The 22,656-nt window shown below is 35.1% G+C and carries 21 protein-coding genes; 15 read left to right on the top strand and 6 right to left on the bottom strand.

Features of this window, described 5'->3' with window-relative positions; translation table 11 throughout:
• A complete protein-coding gene (locus tag CY0110_RS15400) occupies positions 1–582 on the bottom strand; it encodes a helix-turn-helix domain-containing protein (protein ID WP_008276400.1) in 582 nt (193 codons plus the stop codon).
• A 325-nt stretch (positions 583–907) separates the two neighbouring features.
• On the opposite strand from CY0110_RS15400, the gene CY0110_RS15395 reads away from it, so the two are divergent.
• The 4 genes from CY0110_RS15395 to CY0110_RS15380 all read left to right on the top strand — a co-directional run bounded on the left by CY0110_RS15395 (position 908) and on the right by CY0110_RS15380 (position 4,747).
• Positions 908–1,276: a 2Fe-2S iron-sulfur cluster-binding protein gene (locus CY0110_RS15395; protein ID WP_008276399.1), complete on the top strand. Its 369-nt coding sequence runs from the start codon at positions 908–910 to the stop codon at positions 1,274–1,276.
• A 129-nt stretch (positions 1,277–1,405) separates the two neighbouring features.
• Positions 1,406–2,236 carry an inositol monophosphatase family protein gene (locus CY0110_RS15390; RefSeq protein WP_008276397.1) on the top strand — a complete coding sequence of 277 codons (831 nt, stop codon included), beginning with the start codon at positions 1,406–1,408 and terminating at the stop codon, positions 2,234–2,236.
• 319 nt (positions 2,237–2,555) lie between these two features.
• On the top strand, positions 2,556–3,476 hold the full coding sequence (locus CY0110_RS15385) for a J domain-containing protein (RefSeq protein WP_008276396.1): 921 nt from the start codon (positions 2,556–2,558) through the stop codon (positions 3,474–3,476).
• Positions 3,477–3,529: 53 nt separating this feature from the next.
• Positions 3,530–4,747, top strand: coding sequence for an ATP phosphoribosyltransferase regulatory subunit (locus CY0110_RS15380; protein WP_008276395.1), 1,218 nt, complete (start codon positions 3,530–3,532; stop codon positions 4,745–4,747).
• 248 nt (positions 4,748–4,995) lie between these two features.
• Here the strand turns inward: CY0110_RS15380 and CY0110_RS15375 are convergent, their stop codons facing one another.
• Positions 4,996–5,997, bottom strand: coding sequence for a LysR family transcriptional regulator (locus CY0110_RS15375; protein ID WP_008276394.1), 1,002 nt, complete (start codon positions 5,995–5,997; stop codon positions 4,996–4,998).
• A 196-nt stretch (positions 5,998–6,193) separates the two neighbouring features.
• Between CY0110_RS15375 and CY0110_RS15370 the strand changes: the two genes are divergently transcribed.
• The 3 genes from CY0110_RS15370 to CY0110_RS15360 all read left to right on the top strand — a co-directional run bounded on the left by CY0110_RS15370 (position 6,194) and on the right by CY0110_RS15360 (position 7,985).
• Positions 6,194–6,910: an NnrU family protein gene (locus CY0110_RS15370; protein WP_008276393.1), complete on the top strand. Its 717-nt coding sequence runs from the start codon at positions 6,194–6,196 to the stop codon at positions 6,908–6,910.
• A 157-nt stretch (positions 6,911–7,067) separates the two neighbouring features.
• Positions 7,068–7,304 carry a helix-turn-helix domain-containing protein gene (locus CY0110_RS15365; RefSeq protein WP_035799584.1) on the top strand — a complete coding sequence of 79 codons (237 nt, stop codon included), beginning with the start codon at positions 7,068–7,070 and terminating at the stop codon, positions 7,302–7,304.
• Positions 7,305–7,415: 111 nt separating this feature from the next.
• Positions 7,416–7,985 (top strand): PDDEXK family nuclease, encoded by a 570-nt coding sequence (locus tag CY0110_RS15360; RefSeq protein WP_232285738.1) that lies wholly within the window; start codon positions 7,416–7,418, stop codon positions 7,983–7,985.
• 13 nt (positions 7,986–7,998) lie between these two features.
• On the opposite strand, the gene CY0110_RS15355 is transcribed toward CY0110_RS15360, so the two are convergent.
• Positions 7,999–9,102 (bottom strand): DNA-methyltransferase, encoded by a 1,104-nt coding sequence (locus CY0110_RS15355; protein WP_008276390.1) that lies wholly within the window; start codon positions 9,100–9,102, stop codon positions 7,999–8,001.
• Positions 9,103–9,268: 166 nt separating this feature from the next.
• On the opposite strand from CY0110_RS15355, the gene zds reads away from it, so the two are divergent.
• Both zds and CY0110_RS15345 read left to right on the top strand, forming a co-directional pair.
• Positions 9,269–10,741: a 9,9'-di-cis-zeta-carotene desaturase gene (zds, locus tag CY0110_RS15350; RefSeq protein WP_008276389.1), complete on the top strand. Its 1,473-nt coding sequence runs from the start codon at positions 9,269–9,271 to the stop codon at positions 10,739–10,741.
• A 57-nt stretch (positions 10,742–10,798) separates the two neighbouring features.
• Positions 10,799–11,245, top strand: a complete 447-nt coding sequence (locus CY0110_RS15345) for an SRPBCC family protein (RefSeq protein WP_008276388.1) — start codon at positions 10,799–10,801, stop codon at positions 11,243–11,245.
• A 373-nt stretch (positions 11,246–11,618) separates the two neighbouring features.
• On the opposite strand, the gene CY0110_RS15340 is transcribed toward CY0110_RS15345, so the two are convergent.
• Together CY0110_RS15340 and CY0110_RS15335 are read right to left on the bottom strand one after the other, a co-directional pair.
• Positions 11,619–12,113: a DUF4168 domain-containing protein gene (locus tag CY0110_RS15340; RefSeq protein ID WP_008276387.1), complete on the bottom strand. Its 495-nt coding sequence runs from the start codon at positions 12,111–12,113 to the stop codon at positions 11,619–11,621.
• A 59-nt stretch (positions 12,114–12,172) separates the two neighbouring features.
• Positions 12,173–15,313, bottom strand: a complete 3,141-nt coding sequence (locus tag CY0110_RS15335) for a DEAD/DEAH box helicase (protein WP_008276386.1) — start codon at positions 15,311–15,313, stop codon at positions 12,173–12,175.
• A gap of 380 nt (positions 15,314–15,693) precedes the next feature.
• Between CY0110_RS15335 and CY0110_RS15330 the strand changes: the two genes are divergently transcribed.
• Positions 15,694–18,000 (top strand): ribonucleoside-diphosphate reductase subunit alpha, encoded by a 2,307-nt coding sequence (locus tag CY0110_RS15330; RefSeq protein ID WP_008276385.1) that lies wholly within the window; start codon positions 15,694–15,696, stop codon positions 17,998–18,000.
• A 93-nt stretch (positions 18,001–18,093) separates the two neighbouring features.
• On the top strand, positions 18,094–18,573 hold the full coding sequence (locus tag CY0110_RS15325) for a DUF6173 family protein (RefSeq protein ID WP_008276384.1): 480 nt from the start codon (positions 18,094–18,096) through the stop codon (positions 18,571–18,573).
• Between the two features lie 80 nt (positions 18,574–18,653).
• Here CY0110_RS15325 and CY0110_RS15320 read toward each other — a convergent pair whose 3' ends face one another.
• Positions 18,654–19,229 carry an REP-associated tyrosine transposase gene (locus CY0110_RS15320; protein WP_008276383.1) on the bottom strand — a complete coding sequence of 192 codons (576 nt, stop codon included), beginning with the start codon at positions 19,227–19,229 and terminating at the stop codon, positions 18,654–18,656.
• Positions 19,230–19,356: 127 nt separating this feature from the next.
• Here CY0110_RS15320 and CY0110_RS15315 point away from each other — a divergent pair, with 127 nt between their 5' ends.
• From CY0110_RS15315 to CY0110_RS15300, 4 genes are all read left to right on the top strand, one after another.
• Positions 19,357–19,791, top strand: a complete 435-nt coding sequence (locus CY0110_RS15315) for a DUF29 domain-containing protein (protein WP_008276382.1) — start codon at positions 19,357–19,359, stop codon at positions 19,789–19,791.
• 115 nt (positions 19,792–19,906) lie between these two features.
• Complete coding sequence (locus tag CY0110_RS15310) at positions 19,907–20,794, top strand: hypothetical protein (RefSeq protein WP_008276381.1); 888 nt, start codon at positions 19,907–19,909, stop codon at positions 20,792–20,794.
• Between the two features lie 102 nt (positions 20,795–20,896).
• A complete protein-coding gene (locus tag CY0110_RS15305; protein ID WP_008276380.1) occupies positions 20,897–21,637 on the top strand; it encodes a hypothetical protein in 741 nt (246 codons plus the stop codon).
• A gap of 92 nt (positions 21,638–21,729) precedes the next feature.
• Positions 21,730–22,656, top strand: a 927-nt coding sequence (locus CY0110_RS15300) for a DMT family transporter (protein ID WP_008276379.1), incomplete at its 3' end; no start/stop codon positions are given.

Below are 22,656 nucleotides of genomic sequence, written 5' to 3'. Positions count from 1 at the left end.
TTATTCAGCTTGAGGTAGATTAAAAGACAATAATTGTTCTGATTGGATCGGTTGTTTGAGAGATAAATCTTGAATGAGTAAGCTGTTAGTATTAGAGGAAGCAGAATGATGATTTTCAGATTTCTGGGCTTTGGGTTTAGTGGATAATCCCATTTGTTTGAGAAGCTGATTAATATAGCGATCGCTCACTTTTATGTCAAATTCTTTCGCTAAATGACGACTTAACCATTCCGCTGTCCATCGTCTAAAGGAATAGCCATAGTCACGAGGACTATGATTAACTAATTCTTTTAATCGTTCTAAATAAGCCTCGTTTACCCTTTTAGGACGACCAATTTTTCTATCATTCCAACGATGAGCCTGACCATTTTTTGCCATCATAATCCAATGTCGGGCGGTAGCTTGACAACAGCCTAATAACTGACAAATTTCTGTTTGACTTTTTCCTTCATCAGCTAAAAGCATGATCTCAATTCGTTGACGATATTTATCTTCTACTCCTTTTTTTAGATTTTCTTGCAGAATTTTTCTCTGAAATGACGTTAAATAATTGATTTTTATTTCGGTTGTCTTGAAGGTCACAGAATTTGCACTCCTTATTTACACTTCAAATAGACTTTGATCAAAACTATACTCAAATAAATAAAGGATACAACCGAACTTTAGGATCTTAAGTAAGAAATTTAAGTTTTGGTTAATCTGAATGATGACTGATGATGTTCTTTAAATTGTTTAACTTTGACTACAATTTCGAGTTTTTTAGAAAAAGTCAATAAAACTTTCCTCTCTCAAAATTTTCCTTAAGTCCTTAAAGTTCGATAAATTGATTAATATTTATTTCAAGAAGTTTTGGTTAAAACCTTGAGAAAAAGTTTATAATAAAAGTTGATTACTCTAAAATTTTCTCATGAGTCGTTATCACACCATTCGCATTCATCATCGCCAAGTTAACCAAGAATATAGCCTACAAGTTCCTGAAGATCACTACATTCTCCACAGTGCAGAAGATCAAGGCTATGAACTTCCTTTTTCCTGTCGTAACGGAGCTTGTACAAGTTGTGCAGTGCGTATTATATCAGGAGAACTTGACCAACCCGAAGCAGTAGGATTATCTCCAGAACTTAAAGAAAAAGGTTATGCTTTGTTATGCGTTAGTTATGCTAAATCAGATTTAGAAGTAGAAACTCAAGATGAAGATGAAGTATATGAATTGCAATTTGGGCGGTATTTTGGCAAAGGGAAAGTTAAACTAGGATTTCCTTTAGACGACGATTAAATGTTAAAAATTGATATTAGGGGCTTCATAATATTATGCCCCTGAAAAATCAAGAAATCGATAGGTACTATTTTCAATTTTTCAATTGTAAGGAATAATAGAAGTAGCTCCCTTATCCTAAAAATATTCATGGAATTTCCTGATACAAAAGAATTACAAATCTTCCTAGATATTGCTACAGAAGCAGTGATGACTGCTGGTGTTATTTTAGAGGATTTAGTGAATAAATTAGAGAAAATTGAAGAAAAAGGTCGCCCAGGGGATTTAGTGACAGAAGCAGATAAAAAAGCAGAAATAACTGTCTTAAATATCCTGAAAGATAGAGTTCCCAATCATCAAATTTTAGCCGAAGAATCTGGTAAGATAGGAAAAAGTGACAGTTATTATTTATGGGCAATTGATCCCTTAGATGGAACCACTAATTATGCTCATGGTTATCCCGCTTCAGCCGTCTCTGTTGGTTTATTATGGCAAGGAAAACCCGTTGTAGGTGCTGTGTATAATCCCTTTAGTAAAGAGTTATTTCGAGGGGCTAAAGGACTCGGTGCTACCCTTAATTATCGCCCCATAAAAGTATCGCAAACCAATAAATTAAGCAACAGTTTATTAGTAACAGGGTTTGCTTATGATCGCAGGGAAACCAAAGATACAAACTATCCAGAATTTTGTTATTTAACCCATCTTACCCAAGGGGTGCGTCGAGGGGGTTCAGCCTCTCTTGATATAGTCAGTGTGGCCTGTGGACGGTTAGACGGTTATTGGGAACGGGGGTTAAGTCCTTGGGATATAGCAGCCGGCATTATTATATTAGAAGAAGCCGGCGGTAAAGTGACAGCCTATGACGAAAGTCCCCTAAAACTAGAATCAGGACGTTTATTAGCCACTAATGGATTGATCCATCATAGTTTGAGCCAAGCGTTGACAGAAGCATTACCCTGGTTGAAAGCATTTTACGCTTAATATCAAACTTCTGTTAAACTATCCCTTTACCAAACAGAAAATTGATAGACAAATCTTAAAAATTAGCGAACCCCTAAAGGAAATGGTATGATTAAATTATAAACCTTCTAAGCAGTTAAACTTTGTAACAAACGCTTAAGATACTTGATGTTGATTATAAACCAATAATAATCCTCTCAAGTTCAGTAATGAAATACTGCTTCAACTGTGACAAAAGTAATCTCATGTTTTCAATAAAAACTGTTACTTTGAACTCTTATATTTCAGGAAAATTCTCTGAAAATAGGTTATTGAATCTTAGAAATAAGCGGTTAATTTTATGTCTTTTCCCATAGAACAAGGGCTTTTTAAATATGATATAACCGATCACTACGCTATTTTGGGAGTCCCCATTAACGCTGATAGTCGGCAAATTCGCCAACGATATTTAAAAATAGCTTATCTTCTTCATCCTGATACTTTTGACGGTAAAATAGAAAAAGAAAAACAATTAGCCACTAAAATTTTATCAAAATTAGTCAATCCAGCTTACGAAGCATTATCAAAAGATCGTTCGCGTAATGAATATAAATTAGTTTTGTCTCAAATGGGATATAATTTAGCCGACGAACTTAATAGTATTACTATTGCTACTGATGAAGCCCAGAAACTTCTACAAACCAGTCAAGACCGAGAATTAACTTATCATCGTCTCTTAACGCCGTTAGTGAATCAACAATATGAAAGCTTAGATAATATTTTTAATATTACTGCTCAAATTAGTGAATTAAATTTGATTTATTTAATGCTTTCTCAAGGGGAACAAATTAGAGAAAAAGCAAAGACGAAACCTAAATCAAATCCCAAACCTAAAGAAACATCAAAAGCAACGACTTCCACTGAACAAAAATCTAAACAAGAAGAGCCAAAATCAGCCGTCGCGACTTCTTTAAAACGTGCTCAAGAATATATTGAACGCAATAACCTTTCTCAAGCTATTATAGAATTACGAGAAGCCTTAAAAGAAGAACCAAATAATAGCACTTGCCACGGTTTATTAGGATTAGCTTATCTCAAAGAAAATCAATTAACCATGGCTAAAATTCATATTAATAAAGCAAGAAAAGTTAATCCTCAAGATCCTATTGTTATTCAAGCTAAACAAGCTCTAGACGAAGTAACTCCCGATTCAGATCGGTCAAAAGCTTCAGAAAAACAACAAGGGGGAGGTTTCTTTGGATTATTTGGCAAGAAAAAATAAAAAAGTGAACAAGATTATAGATAATAGACGAGAGATAAGTTAGTAGTAGTTCTATGATTCATCAACCACCTGCCGGCGCAAGAGACTTACTACCTTTAGAAGTCGTTCAAAAAGCTTGGATTAACGATACCCTTCAGCAAGTCTTTGGACAATGGGGTTATCAGCGTATTGTTACTTCAACTATTGAAAGGTTAGACACCCTCAAAGCAGGAGGTGCCATCGAAGATAACACAGTAATTCAACTTTATAATAACAGTAGCGAACAATTAGGGTTGCGTCCAGAATTAACCGCTTCAGTGGCTCGCGCTGCAGTAACCAGAATGACAGATACCAGTTATCCTCAACGACTCTGTTATCGAGCTAATGTCTTTCGTAACCCTCCAAGTGGTCATCATGGCCGACAATTAGAATTTTATCAAGCCGGCGTAGAATTATTGTTCTCAGGGGGAACTTTAGCTGATGCCGAGATTCTCTTATTAGTGGCTAATTGTCTACAAAAATTACAGATTCCTAACTGGTATCTTATTTTAGGCGATGCAGGGTTAACGCGATCGCTTTTATCCCCCTTTCCGGATGGTTTACGACAAGAAGTCCGTCATTGTCTAGCGACTTTAGACTTTGTTGAATTAGACAGTCTTTCTTACCCTGATGAGGAATTAAAACATCGAGCCATTTTACTCTTTAACTTACGAGGAAAGCCTGAAGATGTTTTATCAAAAGTGGGAGTATTAAGTTTAGATGAAACGGGTAAACATTGTCTGAATAATTTAAAATCTTTAATAGAATTGATTAATCATAGTGCTTCTTATAAGTTGCCTTTGACTTTAGATTTAAGTTTAATTCAAACCTTTGATTATTATACTGGTATTATTTTTAAAGCGATTGGACAGACCAATAATCAACTACAAAATTTAGGACAGGGAGGACGTTACGATCAATTATTGGGAGTTTATCATCCTCAAAAAAAATCGGCTCCTGGCATTGGGTTTTCTCTTAATGTAGGGGCTTTACATCGCTGTTTATTATCAACCGATGTTTTACCTAAAAAGCCCCCTCTAATTGACTATTTAGTAGTAGCAAAATCCCCTGAATCTCAAACAGAAGCCTTCAAGTATGCCCAAAAACTAAGGGATAATAATTCAGTAAGAGTCACCCTAGACTTAGGAGACAGAAACAATGAAGAAATTAAAAACTATGCTCAAGAAAATGGTATTAAAACCATTGTTTGGATAGAAAAAGGAACAAATTCTATTATTGAAAATCTGTCCTAATTTTTGTGTTGTTATTTGGCATCAATCTAAAATAAAATCCTGTTGCCTATTACTGACATTTTGCACATTTTACAAATTACAAATAAACTTAATAATAATGAAAGGGTAATTAATGCACGAATAAGTGAGCGTCCAAATAAAATACCATGGCCTATTCCCTCTCTAAACCAGCTAATTTGCTCGAAGGTGCAAGATATGAGTATTTACCCTGTTCCGACGTTCTCTCCCTCACCTTCCTAGCTATTTTATTAAGCTTCAACCACATCATTAACCACCTCTTTCAACACATTGGGAGAAGGTGAAAAATGTTCTAGGGTTAATTGTTCAGGATAAGTAGAAAACTCTGGTAACACCTCTTGAATAAACGCTTCTGCTGCTTTAGAACGATAACGATTCGGATTAATAATAACCGATAACGTTCTTCTCACTTTGACCTCTTCAAGACTGGCGACATAAATTTCCCCCATTTTTAGCTCTTTTTCAATGGCGGTAATGGAGACAAAAGCAGCCCCTAACCCAGATTGTACTGCATTTTTAATGGCTTCAATGGAATTTAATTCCATTTCAATGGTTAGCCGTTTGGTATCAATACTACAGCGAGTTAATACCTTATCAATGACCTTGCGAATGGTTGATTGAGCATCCAAACTAATAAAATTAAGACGATATAAATCTTCTTTTTGGACTTTCTCAACCTTCGCTAAAGGATGATCAATGGGTAAAATTAAGGCTAGTTCATCTTCAGCATAGGGAATAATTTTCAAGGTATCTTGTAATTCCCCAGGAACTTCACCGCCGATAATAGCGAGATCAACCTGTCCATTGGCCACTCCCCAAGAGGTTCGTCGGGTAGAATGAACCTGTAATTGAACCGCTACATCAGGATATCTTTGCCGAAATAAGCCAATCATGCGGGGTAAGAGATAGGTTCCTGTGGTTTGAGACGCACCGACAATTAAGGTTCCACCCTGAAGATTTTGTAAGTCTTCGATCGCCCGACAGGTTTCTTGACATAGAGTAATTATTTTTTCCCCGTAGGATAATAATAAATGACCTGCTTCAGTTAATTGCGCTTTACGTCCACCACGATCAAATAAGGGGACATTTAACTGTTTTTCCAAATTTTGCACTTGCAGACTCACCGCAGGTTGAGACACATACAAGGTATCGGCCGCTCGTTTAAAACTCCCCTCAGCAGCGATCGCTTTGAGGATACGCAATTGATCTAAAGTGAAAGGAATATCCGACATAGATTTATCAATAAAGGGATTTTATCAGTTACCAGTGATCAGTTATCAGTTACCAGTTAAATTTATTTGGTCAGTGTTCACTGCTTTAAAGTAACTCTTACTGATGATGACAGTAGCACAACACGGGGATCAATTTACTTTACGATAGTTAACAGTAGGACAATTTATTACAGCATTGAGAGGAAACATTAACAACATGGGACTACCCACCTGGTTAACCCCTAGTCATGGGATTATGTTAGCACTATTGTTAGGATTTGCTATTGCTCACAGTGGATTAGCTGCTTTACGGCCTTGGGGAGAGGCAAAAATTGGAGCCAGACTCTATCGAGTTTTGTTTGCGTTGGTAAGTATTCCTTTGGCGGTGGTGTTAATTGTTTATTTTTTTAATCATCGTTACGATGGCCTAATGTTATGGCACGTTCAGGGAGTATCGGGGGTTAAGGCAACGGTTTGGATTTTATCGGCTATCTCTTTCTTGTTTCTGTATCCAGCAACCTTTAATCTGTTAGAAATTGCTGCGATCGCTAAACCGCAAGTCCATCTCTACGAAACCGGCATTTTAAGGGTGTGTCGTCATCCCCAAATGGTAGGACAGGTGATCTGGTGTGTTGCCCATACGTTATGGCTGGGGACAACCTTTACTTTATTAACTTCTTTTGGTTTGGTTGCTCATCATGTGTTTGCAGTTTGGCATGGGGATCATCGCCTCAAAAAACGCTATGGGGATGCTTTTCTTAAAGTGAAGGAACGAACTTCCATTATTCCCTTTTTAGCCGTCTTAGATGGTCGTCAAACCCTGAAATGGGAGGAGTTTTTGCGTCCTGCTTATGTAGGGGTGTTGGGGTTTGTAGCTTTATTGTGGTGGGGTCATCCTTGGTTAATGCAAGTAACCGCCAAAGTACCTTGGTAAGATTTAATATCAAACTCAGTCTAAATTAAATAATAGAAAATCACAATAGGAAGCGTAGAAGTACCACACTTTAACAATTCGTTTTTTTGGATTTATCCTATTTTAGGTTTATACTGTCAAAGTTAACTAATTTTACTTTTTAAAACTTTGATAAATATTGTCACAGTTAAACTATCTACAAAAATCGAAGCAATTGCGTTCATTATTAATAAATGCCCGTCAATCAGCTAATTTAACTCAAACTGAGTTATCTAAAAGATTGAATAAACCTCAATCCTATGTGTCTAAATATGAACGGGGAGAAAGGCGACTAGATGTTATCGAATTTCTTGAAGTTTGTAATGCTTTAAATATTGACCCTGTCATTTTACTTAAAAAATTAATTAACTTATAATAAATATTGCTTAAAATACAAATTGAAGTCACAGATTTTAATAATTCAAATTTTTTAATCAATAGTCAATTTAATAATGAATGGAATGTTATACAAACTACTTTAACCTCTATGCCATTACATTTAAAAGCATCCTCACAATCAGGAATAGAAGGCAATCCTATTTTTGACCCTATCGGAACTAATGAATTTATTGAAAATAATTTAGTTAGGGAAGGATGGTCTTCTCATATTCCTATTCCTAAAGCATATCAATTTTTGGGAAAAGATATAGATTGTGGTAAGTCAGGAGTGATTCTTGAATTTCAATTTTCTAACTATCCTTTTTTATTAAATAATTTACTACGTTCTGAGTTATTCTTTAAATCAAAAATACACTTAAATTCACAAGTAACCAACTTAGTTATAATCATTACAAAAGGGAAAATGTTTCCTGCTTCTAATAGTACCTTATACTACGAACAGGCTGTTAGTCAACTTACAGCATTAACTAAGTATAAAGTATTCCATGTTCCTATTCGTTTAGTTGGACTGTTTGAGGAATTTGAGCAAAATATTAATATAGTTTGGTCGATATATGAAAAACAAAGATCAAGAAATATTATTGAACAGAAACAGGGTCAATGTATTATTAGTCAAGGAATAAAACCCACAAGGAGAGCAATCATAAGAATCTTATAATGCTATCCATTGCTTATAACTCTATTTCAAGCTGTTTAAAATTTGTATCTGAGGATTGATTGCGATTAACTTTTTTCTTCTTACTATGAGAACCATTTAAGTTATTATCAATGGGTATTTCTTCGCCTCTTAAATTAGCTGAAAAAGCTGATTCTTCATACAATAATCTATTTTCTAATTCTTGTCTATGATATTCTTCTGGAAAAATTTTCGCTTTTTTTCTTTCAGTGGCTTTATTACCAGTCTGCATATCAAATCTAAATTTTTCTATATCTTCTCCAGTTTTATCAATATAGTTTCTAAGAGTCTTTAGGTTAGGAAAATAGTTTTTTGTATCTGGTTTTTCCTCTAATCGTCTTAAGGCAATATCATAATACTTTTCTTCTATTTCAGATCCAATAAAGTAACGTTTATAATTTTTAGAAACTACTGCAACTGTTCCTGAACCTAAATAAGGATCAAAAATAATATCGTTACTGTTAGTTGTAGCAAGAATTATTCTAGCTACTAAATCTTCAGGAAATTGACAAGGATGAATTGTTTGTTCCTCATGGTTATGTTTTACATTTCTAAATAACCAAATATCACCAGGATTTTTCCCTTTAGGATTACAAGATAATTTTCCTTTTTTATTTCCTTTATAATACTTTTTGTTCTGATATTTTTGAGGAATACGTATAGCATCTAAATTAAAAGTATATTTTGGGGATTTAGTAAACCATAATATAGTTTCGTGACGACAAGAAAATTTGTTTTGTGCATGAAGTCCATGTTGCCTAACCCAAATAATTCGATTACGAGGAATGAGTCCACAAGATTCTAAAATAGGAAAAAAGCGAATGTCCAAAGGAATTAATGAGCCTTGATTAGAATAAGCCCCAACTTGCCAAAAAATTGACCCTGTTTTTTTCAGAATACGACTACATTCTTGAAGAACTAATGTTTGCTCTGCTAAATAGTTATCTAAAGCTTTTTTTGCTTCATATTCTTTGCCTAAATTATATGGAGGAGAGGAAATAACTAAATCAACACATTCATTAGGTAGTTGACTTAATAATGCTAGGCAATCTCCCAGAAAAATTTGATTTAGTGGTAGATTAAGATAGGAGGAATTCACGGCTCGATTTTAATATCATGTTGGCATTTATTCACAATCATAATAACCTAAAATAGGTTATTGAACAACTGTTTAATTAATACTCATCAATTTTTGTCGAGGTCATATTCTCTTACCCTTTTTCTATTAAAATATGTAAAGAAAATGAGACAAGGAACTTATAAGAATGCGAGTTGCGATCGTTGGTGCAGGTTTAGCAGGTATGGCCACGGCCATTGATTTAGTGGATGCAGGTTGCGAAGTTGAAATCTTTGAATCTCGTCCTTTTATCGGTGGAAAAGTGGGCAGTTGGGTGGATAAGGACGGAAATCACATTGAAATGGGGCTTCATGTCTTTTTTGGTTGCTATTACAATCTTTTTGCCTTGATGGAAAAAGTAGGAGCGATCGATAATTTACGCCTCAAAGAACACACCCATACTTTTATTAATCGTGGGGGTAAAATTGGGGAGTTAGACTTTCGTTTTCCTGTTGGTGCGCCGTTGCACGGGTTAAAAGCCTTTTTTACCACCTCTCAACTCTCTGCTATTGATAAAATTGCTAACTCTTTAGCGTTGGGAACCAGTCCCCTAGTACCAGGGTTACTCAATTTTGAAGGAGCAATGAAAACTATTCGTAACCTTGATTCTATCAGTTTTGCTGACTGGTTTCGTCAACATGGGGGTAATAATGGCAGTTTGAAGCGGATGTGGAACCCTATTGCCTATGCGTTAGGGTTTATTGATACGGAGAATATTTCTGCTCGTTGTATGTTAACCATTTTTCTCTTTTTTGCCACAAAAACAGAGGCATCTATCCTGAGAATGTTAGAAGGTTCCCCTCATGAATATCTCCATAAACCCATTACTGACTATCTCGAAAGTCGTGGGGTAAAAATTCATACTAGACGTAGAGTTAGAGAAATTTTATATACAGAAAACGACGATAAAATTGAAATCACAGGCTTAATTATTCCTGACGGAGAAAAAGAAGAAACGATTACTGCAGATGCTTATGTTTGTGCTTGTGACGTGCCTGGAATTCAACGATTAATGCCTGATCATTGGCGTAAGTTTCCTATGTTTGATAACATCTATCAATTGGAAGCGGTTCCTGTAGCGACTGTACAATTAAGGTTTGATGGTTGGGTGACAGAATTACAAGATGAAAACAAGCGTAAACAATTAAAAGAAGCAGCAGGAATTGATAACTTACTTTACACAGCCGATGCTGATTTTTCTTGCTTTTCTGATTTAGCGTTAAGCAGTCCTGGAGACTATTATAAACCAGGAGAAGGCTCATTATTACAGTTAGTTTTAACCCCTGGTGATCCTTTTATTAAAGAGAAAAATGAAGACATTGCTAACCATGTTTTAAAGCAAGTTCATGAGTTATTTCCTTCGTCACGGGAGTTAAATATGACTTGGTACAGTGTGGTAAAATTAGCTCAATCTTTATACAGAGAAGCACCAGGAATGGATGTTTATCGACCGTCCCAAGCTACGCCTATTCCTAATTTTTTCCTAGCAGGAAGTTACACCCAACAAGATTACATTGATAGTATGGAAGGGGCAACTATTTCAGGGAAACAAGCAGCAAAAGTTATCTTAGAACAAGCAGAAACCCTTAAAAAATCTCCCCAAGTTTCTACAATTCGCTAAAATAACGAAGACGGTGGGCATTGCCCACCCTACCTTTAATTATTATGTGAATATAAAATGTCTCATTGGTTAGAACATAGCGTACAAATTGAAGTAGATGCCCCTATAGAATTAGTATGGGGTTTATGGTCAGATTTAGAACAAATGCCAAAATGGATGAAGTGGATTGACTCGGTGAAAGTATTAGATGAAGATCCAGAATTATCACGCTGGAAATTAGCCAGTGGTGGGTTTGAATTTACCTGGTTATCGAAGATTTTAAAGGTCATTCCCTATCAAATTATACAGTGGGAATCAGTGGATGGTTTACCCAATCGCGGGGCAATTCGCTTTTATGATCGACAAGGAAGTAGTATTGTCCGTTTAAGTGTTGCTTATGATATTCCTGGATGGTTAGGTAAGTTAATGGATAACTTATTCTTAGGTAGAATTGTTGAGTCTACTATTATGGCTGACTTAGAACGATTTAGGGATTATGCCATGAAAGCTAAAGAAAGTAACTAAATTTTAGCACCTAGAAACAGTAACATGAATTTCGGCTAATTGATAAAATTATTTTATATAAAAACTGCATAAATATTTAATTTGCAAAATAAACGTTCAAATTTACACAAGTTAACATTTTGATTTTTTTGTCCGATTTTGACGAGTGACCCCGCGCCGTCTTACGGCGCAAGGGAACGCGCGAGTTGACTCATTTTGACTTATATTTGCATTTTGGTTATTTTCATGTTACTCTGTTTATCGGTTAAAATCAGGGGTTTAGTCCCATTAAACCCTTTAAGATCGTGGGTTACGACGAATTTTTACTTGATATATTTGCTGTTACAGGAGTCAGAATGCAGATTTAGCAAGGTTTCCCTGACTCCTGACTCTGTTAATTACCTAACATTTGCTCTACTTTGCTTTGTAATTGTTTGTTTCCGGCGACAATTTTCTCAATTTCTAGAAATCTATCTAGTTCTAATCCTTGGTTTTCTACGGTACTTTGTCGCTTTTCTTCGGCATCGTCCATGATTTCTCTAAATTGTACCACCACCTTTCTAAATTTTTCTAAGTCTTCTGAGGAATTAACTGACTCTGATCGTAACTGTCTCTGACTTTCGTTAATCTCCATAAATTTTTCGGGGGTTAACCCTTCTTTTTTGATAGCTTTGGCCATTTGCATTTGCATATACCTTTCAATGCGTTGAAACCGCTTAATCACCTGTACAAACTGTTGTAACTCTAAAGGACTGACTTGGGGGTTAGCAACGGTTTCTGCTTCTATGGTTGGGGATATAGAACCTCCGTTAAATTGACCATAAGCACTCGTAGGGATGATTAATCCTACAATAGCGATCGCACCTCCCACCACAAGAGATTTAAACATAAAAATTTTCCTTTATCTCCCTAATCTACTATTCCAGTATAATAGACGGTTCAATGTAGCTATTGTTCATCAATAATGGACTCTCGATTTAATAATAATAGATTTCTTAGTTGATCCGTATCTAATTCTGTTAACCATTTTTCTCCAGAATCAACGGTTTGTTCGGCTAATTTTTGTTTACTTTCTAACATCTCATTAATTCTTTCTTCTAGGGTTCCGATACAGACAAATTTATGCACTTGAACATTCCTTTTTTGTCCGAGACGAAAAGCGCGATCGGTAGCTTGATTTTCTACGGCTGGATTCCACCAACGATCAATATGGAAAACGTGGTTAGCACGGGTTAGGTTCAATCCAGTTCCTCCTGCTTTTAAGGATAGAATAAAAATTCTCGGTCCGTTGGGATCATGTTGAAAGCGATCAATCATTTCTTGTCTTTGGACTCTACGGGTAGCACCATACAAAAAGAGAACTTCTTGCTGTAATTTTTTCTCTAAATAAGGTTTTAAGAGTTTTCCCCATTCAGAAAATTGAGTGAAGATTAAAGCGTGATCGCCTTCTTGAATTAATTCTTCTAACATTTCTTCTAGTCTTAATAATTTACCCGATTGTTCGGATTTTTTTAGGGATTTTTTCTTAAGAAAGTGATCGGGATGGTTACAAATTTGTTTGAGTTTAAGCAGTAAACTTAAAATTAAGCCTTTTCGTTGAATTCCTGTTTTTTCTTCAATTTCAGTTAGGGAATTATCTACTAATTCTTGATAAAGTTGTGCTTGTTCTGAAGATAACCCGCAAAAGACTGTCATTTCTTGTTTTTCGGGTAAATCTTGAATAATAGTTTTATCAGTTTTTAAGCGTCTTAAGATAAAAGGTTGTACTAAAGAACGCATAATTTGTAATGATTGTTTATCCCCATATTTTTCGATAGGAGTGGCAAACCGACGACGGAAAAATTGTGGCGTTCCTAAAAATCCTGGGTTAAGAAAGTCGAGAATTGACCATAATTCACTTAATCTATTTTCTACAGGAGTTCCTGTTAAAGCAATACGAAACTGTGTCGAAAGTTGACGTACTGCTTGGGATTGTTTGGCTTGAGGATTTTTAATATTTTGTGCCTCATCTAAGACAATTCCTTGCCATTCTACTGGTTCAAAGCTTTTGATATCTCGATGGATTAAAGAATAGCTTGTAATGATGACATTTTTTTCATTGACTGCTTTAAAAAAGGCTTTTCCTTTACTCCGTTTATCTCCATGATGAATCAAAGTAGACAAATTTGGCGCAAATTTCTTTACCTCTCTTTCCCAATTATTTAAAACTGATGTCGGACAGACAACTAATGTCGGTTGTTGTAACATATCTTCGCTTTTTAAATGGAGTAAAAAGCCAATTAATTGCGGTGTTTTTCCCAGACCCATATCATCGGCTAAACAAGCACCTAATCCCCACTTTTCTAAGAAAGCTAACCAACCCACTCCTCGCTGCTGATAGGGACGTAATTGACCTTTAAATCCTGCTGGATTTTCAATCATTGGTATAGATTCATTATTATTTATAGCGTTAATTAAATTAGCTAAGTCGCCTGTTGCTTCAAAGTTAGTAATGGGTAGTTTAGCAATGGTTGAACTATCTCCTGTACTGAATCTTAAAGCGTCTTCGACAGATAATTCTAGGGGATCATAAGACTTATTTAAAATTTCCTGTGCTGCCTTAACATCAGAAGGTTGTAAGGCGATCCATTCTCCTTTTACTTCGACTAAAGGGGATTTTTGAGCTAACAGATTTTCAAATTCTTTCTTAGATATTATTTTATCCCCGACCGCCAAATTCAATTTATAATTTAATAAACTATTTAAACTTAGCCTTTGCCCTTTTTTAGCTTTTACTTCGGCTGTCAAACTGATTCCTAAGCGTTTCTCTTCCACTCCTTTTTCTAAACTGGCTGGTAAGATAACTCCTAATCCATTATCCTTAAGAAGATTAGCAGTAGCCCGAATAAACTCATACACTTGTATGGGATCTAATTCGCAATAACTAGGATAAGTTTCTTGTAGGCTATCTTCGATGAGATAATATAAACGTGACGCTAAACCTAATCCTTTTAATAAGGTTTCTTGTGGGTAATCGATGGTTCTATTATTCCAAACTAATTGAGTTACAGGGTTATCCCAAATAGCTTGAGCAGAAATTAAAAAATTAGGATCATCTAATGCTTGTAAATAATAGTTTAAACGCCAGTTGCTTTGTTCTGATGTTTTATTATTATCTGGAGGTGTTTCTAGTTGAAAACAAACCCTAAATTGATTAATTCCTAGTTGCTGATTATCAGAACTAATCATATATTCTTCTAAAGAAGATGTCCAGTTAGTTAGAGCATTTTTTAATCCTTTAATTTCAAATTCTGATGCTTCAAAGTTAGAAATATTTTGTGTTAGAGATTGTAGCCACTTTTGAATGAAAGAATGAGAGGCAATGGAAACATCAACAAATTGCCGAACTTGTTGATCAATAATATTAGAAAAGAAATCAAGAATAATAGTTTGTTTAATCAAAGAATAGAAAATTTTATCATCAGTTAATTCATAATAAGCAAGACAACTATTGGGCATTGTTTGCATAAATTTAGAGAATCTTTTCTGATCCATTAAACTATCTAGTAAAGGATACCATCGTCCATAAGCTTCATTTTCTTCTTGTTCAATTCCTGGTAAATATTTTCCCCTCGTTAATAAGTCTAGACTCCAACGATAAAGATGAGTCCAAAATTGTAAATCCTCTCCTAAAAGATTTTCGCTTTTATCCGTTAATCCTAAAGGTAATTGTCTCAAAATATCTAATGTATCATCAATTTTTAAGCCTACTCCTTCAATTTTACAAGAAACAAAATCTATACCTTCTTGATCAAAAAAGTCTTCTTCTAATTGGGTCGACAATAAAGGAATACGCTTTTTAGACTTATCAATAGATTGACTTGGTAAATAAAATATTTCCGATACAAATTTAACATCTTTTTTAAACTGAAATGTAATGTTATTAGTATTTAATTGAGCAAAAACTTCATCTTTATCCACAGCAAAAGGATGTAGTAAAATGGAATCTTGTAAGACAAGATCATCAGATAATGATCGCCAATTTTCTCCCCAAATAAAAAAATATTTTTCTTGTGTATTGTCAATCCAAGTTCCGTGTAAAACTGTCATGTTTTTCCCTTTTTTTATTCTTACTATCTAGTAACTACTGCCTATCTCATGTTACTGATATTTACTCATCTTATCAAATTAACTAATTAACTATGCTATCATCATATTCCTCAATAATTTACAAAAAATAATTATTAATTATTAAGTATCAATTATCAAATCTCGTATAACTGTAGTTCAGATAACAATCATCCTCACCAAAAGCAGTTATCCTAAAAATCCACATGAGCTATATATAGAGTAATCAATGAAAAATTCTGGCAGACATTACACCATATCTGTGGTATAACCAAAAAGTGTCCTAATCCAGTTGACACAAATTTCGACGAAAATTAAGTACAAAGTTATTAGTTTTCTGATTAGACTTAGTAGTATAAATGATGCAACCCACTGTCATAACTTCCCCTCAGCAAACCCATCACAACGACACTCACATTACTCCTAGTTACCATTCACAGCTAGGAGAAAGTAAGATTAGAGTGAGACGACGGGATGGGTCATGGACAGCATTAAATATTGGGAAGATACGGGCTGTTGTCAACTGGGCTTGTGCCGAAAAAGATGTTAATAGTATTGCCTTAGAAGCAGGGTTAACCACTCGTCTCCGTGACGGTATTACCACCAGAGAGATTCAGGATAACCTAATTAACTGCGCCTTGGAAATGTGTAGTCCCAACGAACCAGACTGGCGTTATGTTGCTGGGAGACTACATATCTGGAGTCTGTGGAAAGATACTCTAGTTAACCGAGGTTATCAATACGGTAACTATGAAACTACCGTTAAGACTAAAGTAGAAACTGGTCAGTACGATAATCGTCTTTTAACCTATTCTAAAACAGAATTAAAAGAAGCAGGGTCATGGATCAATCCAGACTGGGATACAGACTATGATTATGCAGGGGCTGTCTTATTAACCAGTCGTTACCTGTTGCCTGAAGAACTACCTCAAGAAGCTTTATTGAGTTGTGCCTTATTATTAGCCACTGTTGAAAGTCCTGAAAATAGATTACCTTGGGCTAAACGATTTTACGAGGCTATCGCCCGTCGGAAAGTGTCTCTAGCCACCCCCATTTTAGCTAACTTACGGGTTCCGGGGGGGTCTTTGACCAGTTGTTTCATTTTGTCTATTGACGACAACCTAGAGAGCATTTTTGAAGAAATTACCAACACCGCTAGAATCTCTAAAAACGGCGGTGGTGTAGGGGTTAACGTCAGTCGTATTCGGGCAACTGGTAGCTGGGTGATGGGCAAAAATAACGCATCTGGTGGCATTATTCCTTGGATTAAGTTATTAAATGATACAGCGATCGCCGTTAACCAAGGGGGACGACGGGCCGGGGCCGTTACCGTTGGAGTGGATATTTGGCATTTAGATGTTCCCGAATTTTTGGAAATACAAACAGAAAATGGCGACCAAAGAAGGAAAGCTTATGATGTCTTTCCTCAGTTAATATTGACCGATGAATTTATGCGTCGGGTGGAAAATAAAGAACAATGGACGTTAGTTGATCCTTATGAAGTTCGAGAAAAGTTAGGTATTGAATTAGCAGAATTATGGGGGGAGAAGTTTGAGGAAGCTTATCGTTTAATTGAGGCAGAAATAGATCGAGAAATTACCTTATATAAGCGTGTGAATGCCCGTGAATTGTTTAAAACTATTATGCGATCGCAGGTAGAAACGGGGATGCCTTATTTAGCGTTTAAAGATACTATTAATAAAGCGAATCCGAACAAGCACGTTGGTTATATTCCTGGGGTCAATTTATGCACGGAATCATTCTCAAATGTTACCCCTGGAAAAGAAGCCCATTGTTGCAATTTAGTAAGCTTAAATTTAGCTAATATTGAAGAAGACGAACTCAATTATTTGTGTAAAATTGCCGTTCGTATTCTAGATAATACCATCGATATTACTAACCCTCCTTTTGACGATGCTAAGAGTCATAATGATAGATATCGGACTATTGGCGTGGGTTGTATGGGGTTAGCTGACTGGTTAGCTAAACAGGGTTTAACCTACGAAAATATAGCAGAAATTAGTAACATTTTTGAAGAGGTGGGTTACTGGTGTACTCAGACTTCTATGGAGTTAGCAAAAGAAAGAAGTCCTTATGATGCGTTTGCAGGAAGTGACTGGAGTAAAGGGTTATTAATAGGTTCTAAACCTGTTAATTGGTTTGTCGAAAATGCCAATAAAAAAGAGCGTTGGATACAGTTATCAGAAGATATTAAAACCTATGGTATTCGTAACTCCCATATTACTGCGATCGCCCCTAATACGTCTTCCTCTTTAGTACAGGGTTGTACTGCTAGTATTTTACCGGTTTATAGTCGTTTCTTCTATGATAAATGGGCTAAGGGTACGGTTCCCATTGCACCGCCATTTATTAAAGATTCGTTTTGGTTTTATCACGAAAATAAGACCTTAGAACAACAAAAAGTAGTTAAAGCAGTTTCTACTATTCAACAATGGATAGATACAGGAATATCAATGGAATTATTGTTTAATTTGAATCAGGGTGTTTACTTTCCTAATGAACCAGAACGCTGTTTAACCGCTAAGGATATTTTTGAGACGTTACTGTTAGCGTGGAAAGAAGGTTGTAAGGCGATATATTACGTTAGAACAGTGCAGAAAGACGATTTTAAGGAGTCTGATAATAATTGTACTGCTTGTGCTAATTAATATGTTGCGTAAGGTGGGCTAAATGTTCACCTAATTAACTAGCTAATCTTAACCCATTTCTGTCCAATATTCCACTTCAAGAGACGCAAAAATATGAATAAACCTAATTTGAATAACTTTCCTCCTATTGATACTAATCTTATTAAGTATAATGCTAATCTCAAACCACAAATTCCAGATATGTCAGCAATTAATCATGCACTTTTAGAACAAAAACGTCGTGAAAATCAAGCAATTGATTCAACTAATTTTCTAGCTGAATCACAACGTGCTAACTTAGCTAGTGAATATGCTAAACAACTTTTATCAAAAATCAATCAATTTGATTCTCAATTAGATAATGAACATGAAGTTGGGGTAAAACTTGTTTCATTTGGTCAAACTATTACCTTTCATGTTTCTTATATTGGCTACTATAACCCTAGTTTAGTATTATTCATTGGACTAACTGATGACGGTAATCGAGTTGAATTGGTTCAACATATTTCTCAAATAAGTTTTCTACTTATTGCTTTACCTAAGCTAAAACTTGAAGAACCAAAACAAAAAATAGGATTTATTCAAGATAGTTAATAGTTTGTAGGGTGGGCAATGCCCACCTTACTACTAAACTAAGATAAAAAACAATCTAAAATAATCTCTAATAATATCTATCATTCACCAACATAATTTTTAAGGTTATCAAAATTAGGTATTTTATCTAAATTTCCCTGACAAACACATCCCCAATTAGACGAATAGCCTTCTTTTTTAACCCAAGTATGAAAACTTGAATATAACCATAAATGAGGACAAGAAACTAAACCATGTTTAACTGGATTATAATGAATATAATTCAAATAAGTTTCTAACTCTGATTCATCTTGTATAGTGTGTTCCCAAAAACGACGCTGCCAAACATTACTTTCACGGTGTTTTTGTCGAGAAGTAGAAACGGTTTTAGGTAAAGCATTATTACCCCGAAATGATTTTGTAAATAGCATTTTCATGCGTCCAATGCGTTTAGAATAGTTTTGATCGTTAGGAGGCAATGTCCAAAGAAAATGAAGATGATCAGGTAAAATAACCGCACCGATAATATTAAAAGGCATCTCTTTTTTGACAGTTGCTACTGCTATACGAAGTTTATTAATGTTATCAGAATTATCAAAATAAGGTTTTCTTTGATAAGTAACAATTGTAAAAAAATAGGTTCCACCAGGAATATAAAAACGGCGATAATTAGACATAATAGTTTATTCTATTTTATCTTGCTAAGGTGGGCATTGCCCACCCTACTTATTTAAGTGCTTCATGTTAGAATTTTAGAATCAGCTTAGAAAGTTAAAATGATACTCGTCAAAAGTAGAGGTCATAATGAAAACAAACTTATATGATAAAGATTATTGTTTATGGTTAGAAGAAACTGTACAACTATTACGAGAAGGAAGGTTAACAGAATTAGATATTAATAATTTAATTGAAGAAATAGAAGATATGGGAAGAAGCGAAAAAAAAGCAGTAAAAAGTAACTTAAAAATTCTTCTGTGTCACCTATTAAAATATAAATATCAACCGGAAAGGCGTTCAAGAAGCTGGCGATCTACTATTTTTGAACATCGGGATAGACTAGATGATGATTTTGCTGATAGTCCTAGTTTAAAACGCTATTTTGACGAAGTTTTTGAACCCTGTTATCAAAAAGCAAGAAAACAAGCATCAATTGAAACAGGGTTACCTTTAACAACTTTTCCTATTAACTGTCCTTTTACTTCTGAACGAGTATTAAACATGGATTATTTACCTGAATAATAAACTTTTGTATTTTACAAACTTGCAAACTGCTGTCAGTTCTTTCGTTCTACTCAAATACCATGACGAATAAGATACAGTTATGACATACGTTAAATTATTGCCACGAGGGGTTATGAGTAAACCTATTTATGAAATTGTAGACGAATTACCCACTAATAATATGACCGTCAGAGTCTTAAAAACTCTAGATTATGTCGTTCCTGGGGAATGGGATAACTTAGTGGGATTTGAGAATACCATTCGTACGGTGACAGGAGAAACCGATGAAGAGATGATCCAACAAATTGGCGATCGCGCGGTTTATCTGTTTAATGATAAATCCCAAGGCTATCAACGGGCCCTATGGTTATATCAGACGATTGATAGTAGTGACAGTGCCTTAGGTGCTGCTGCTTTAGCCAATAAAGTTGGGGAAAAAGTCTCATTTCTCGGCTTTTTAAACCGTATTACTCCCAACGCAGATAAAGCTCAAGCTCTCGATTTATCCTTAAAATTAGTAACGGAATTAGTGGCCTTTTGTCAAATTAATGGCATTCCTGGGGACAGTATAGGGGATTTTGTTGCTTCTTTAGGGGATTATAGCGGAGAATCTTTAATGAGAATGGCTGCTTTAGTTTGTTTAGATGGCTTAATTCCTTTCGGTCCTGATTTTATTATGAAAGTAGAGTCGACACTTAATAATCTTTCTCCTAAAGAATTAGAGAATAATGGCACTTTTAAAGATATAAGAGAAGGAATTCCTGGGAATAAAACCAGTAATCAACTGGATTTTATCGGGGAAAGTTTTGACTCGGTTAAAGGTTGGATGGCAGACTTTGTTGCCAAAAAAGATATCAGTCGAGAGGGACTTTTTGATCGCTTGAGCAACTTTATTGAATATTCAGAAGACAAATTAGATTATTTTGCAGCCTTTTTAGACATGACAACTAATTATTATGAACACACAGGAATTCAAACCTTAGCCAGACGCTTAATAGAAAGAGCAGTGGCAGAAATATAACGTAACATTTGTTAATGAATGACGATGGAGGGGCCGCTTAACCCCTAAACTGAGAATAGCCAGACTTTGGTAGCGCATTTAGAAACCATTAAGGGAAATATTATGGCAACTCCATCGGATCAAACGCAAAAAAAACCCCTAGAAGTTCGGGAAATTCAAGAATTAGCGATCGCTATCTCGGCCAAAAATCTTAATCCTACCATGCTCTCTCAAGAGTTTCTCAAGCAGACAGGAATTGTTCCTAATGAGTGGGAACTGGGTAAACAGCCGGTTTTAGGGCAAAATCTTTCACAAGTTACCTTTCAAAATGGTGTTAGTATCGTTGCTCAACCTCGCACCATTACCTTTATGGAGTCTCTAGGAAGCAAAAAACCTGATGAACTCAAGATTCCGAATGTTGCTCGTCAATATGTCGACAAACTCTCCAGTGCAGAGTATCAAGGATTATCCATTACGCCTAAAAGTTTAGTTCCCTTTCCAGGCAATGATCAAGGTGCTAGAAACTTCATCACTCAAAACCTTTTATCTCCTGGTGAGTGGCAAAATTATGGCAATGCACCCTTACAAGCTGGTTTAAATTTACTGTATCAACTTGATCGCTGTCAATTTAGCCTCAGTATTAATGAGGCTAAAATCCAAATGCCGGATAAATCTGCCATTCCTGCTTTATTATTTGCGGGTAATTTTAATTATAATTTAGCGGCCGAAAATCCTCAGGAAATGGTTGTTAAGTTAAAGCAAGGAATTGATGATTGGCAAAACGACTTAAACGCTTTTCAAGAAGTCGTTAATCAACGATTTTTGGCGCAACAGCAGCCAACCAGTCTGTTTCCTACAAACTAGTAAATTATAGGGGTTTAGATGGTGAGATTTAGGGGTTAGGAAAATTATTTCTTAACCTCTTATTTATTGATAATTAATAATGTTAAACAAAAATGATTCAGCTTAAACTAACGTCTCAAGATAACACTAGAGTTAATGTGATTCTGTTTTTAACTCTAGTAATTGCTTTGATTTCTATTTCTTTTGCTCCTATTTTTATTCGTATTAGTGAAAATGAGTTAAGTGCAAATAGCACTGTCTTTAATCGATTATTTATATTTTTTATTGTTTTTGGATTAGCTCAAACCATTAGACAACGATTTTATTTTTCTGAAAATATTGAAATAAAATCACCTTTAACTCCTAAACATTGGTTGCTTTTATTATTAGTAGGTATTATGTCCATCACCTCGTTAGGATTGTGGGCAATTTCCTTACAATATACCAGTGTTGCTAACTGTATGTTGTTAAATAATATGACTCCTATTTTTACCAGTATTCTCGCTTGGTTATTATTTAAAAAACAGTTTGACAGTCAATTTATTTTAGGGATGATTTTAGCGTTATCAGGAGCAATTTTTCTCGGATTACAAGATTTGCAGGGGACGAATAGCCATTTAATAGGCGATTTTTATGCTTTATTATCTGCTGTTTTCTTGGGTATTTATTTTTTAATCGTTGAACAGTTAAGAAATCATTTTTCTGCCACAACAATTTTACTTTGGCGCTGTGGAATTGGTAGTGTTTTATTAGTTCCTTTTGTTCTATTTACTGAAGAAAAGTTATTTCCTAATACCTGGGAAACTTGGTTAGCTGTAATAGGATTAGGTTTAATTTCAGAAGGGTTAGGACAAAGATTATTAGCGGATTGCTTAGATAAATTTTCCTCTAGTTTTATTGCGATGTTCTTGTTATTAGAACCCATTGTTAGTGCTATATTAGCTTGGGTCATTTTTGCAGAGGGTTTAACATCAATTACGGGAGTAGGTTTTATGATTATTCTAACAGGAATTTATTTAGCACAATCGAGTCATTCTGCG

The organism is Crocosphaera chwakensis CCY0110, from assembly GCF_000169335.1.
GTDB classification, from domain to species: Bacteria; Cyanobacteriota; Cyanobacteriia; order Cyanobacteriales; family Microcystaceae; genus Crocosphaera; species Crocosphaera chwakensis.
The sequence above is the reverse complement of the archived record's forward strand: the minus strand, read 5'-3'. Positions and strand labels throughout refer to the sequence as shown.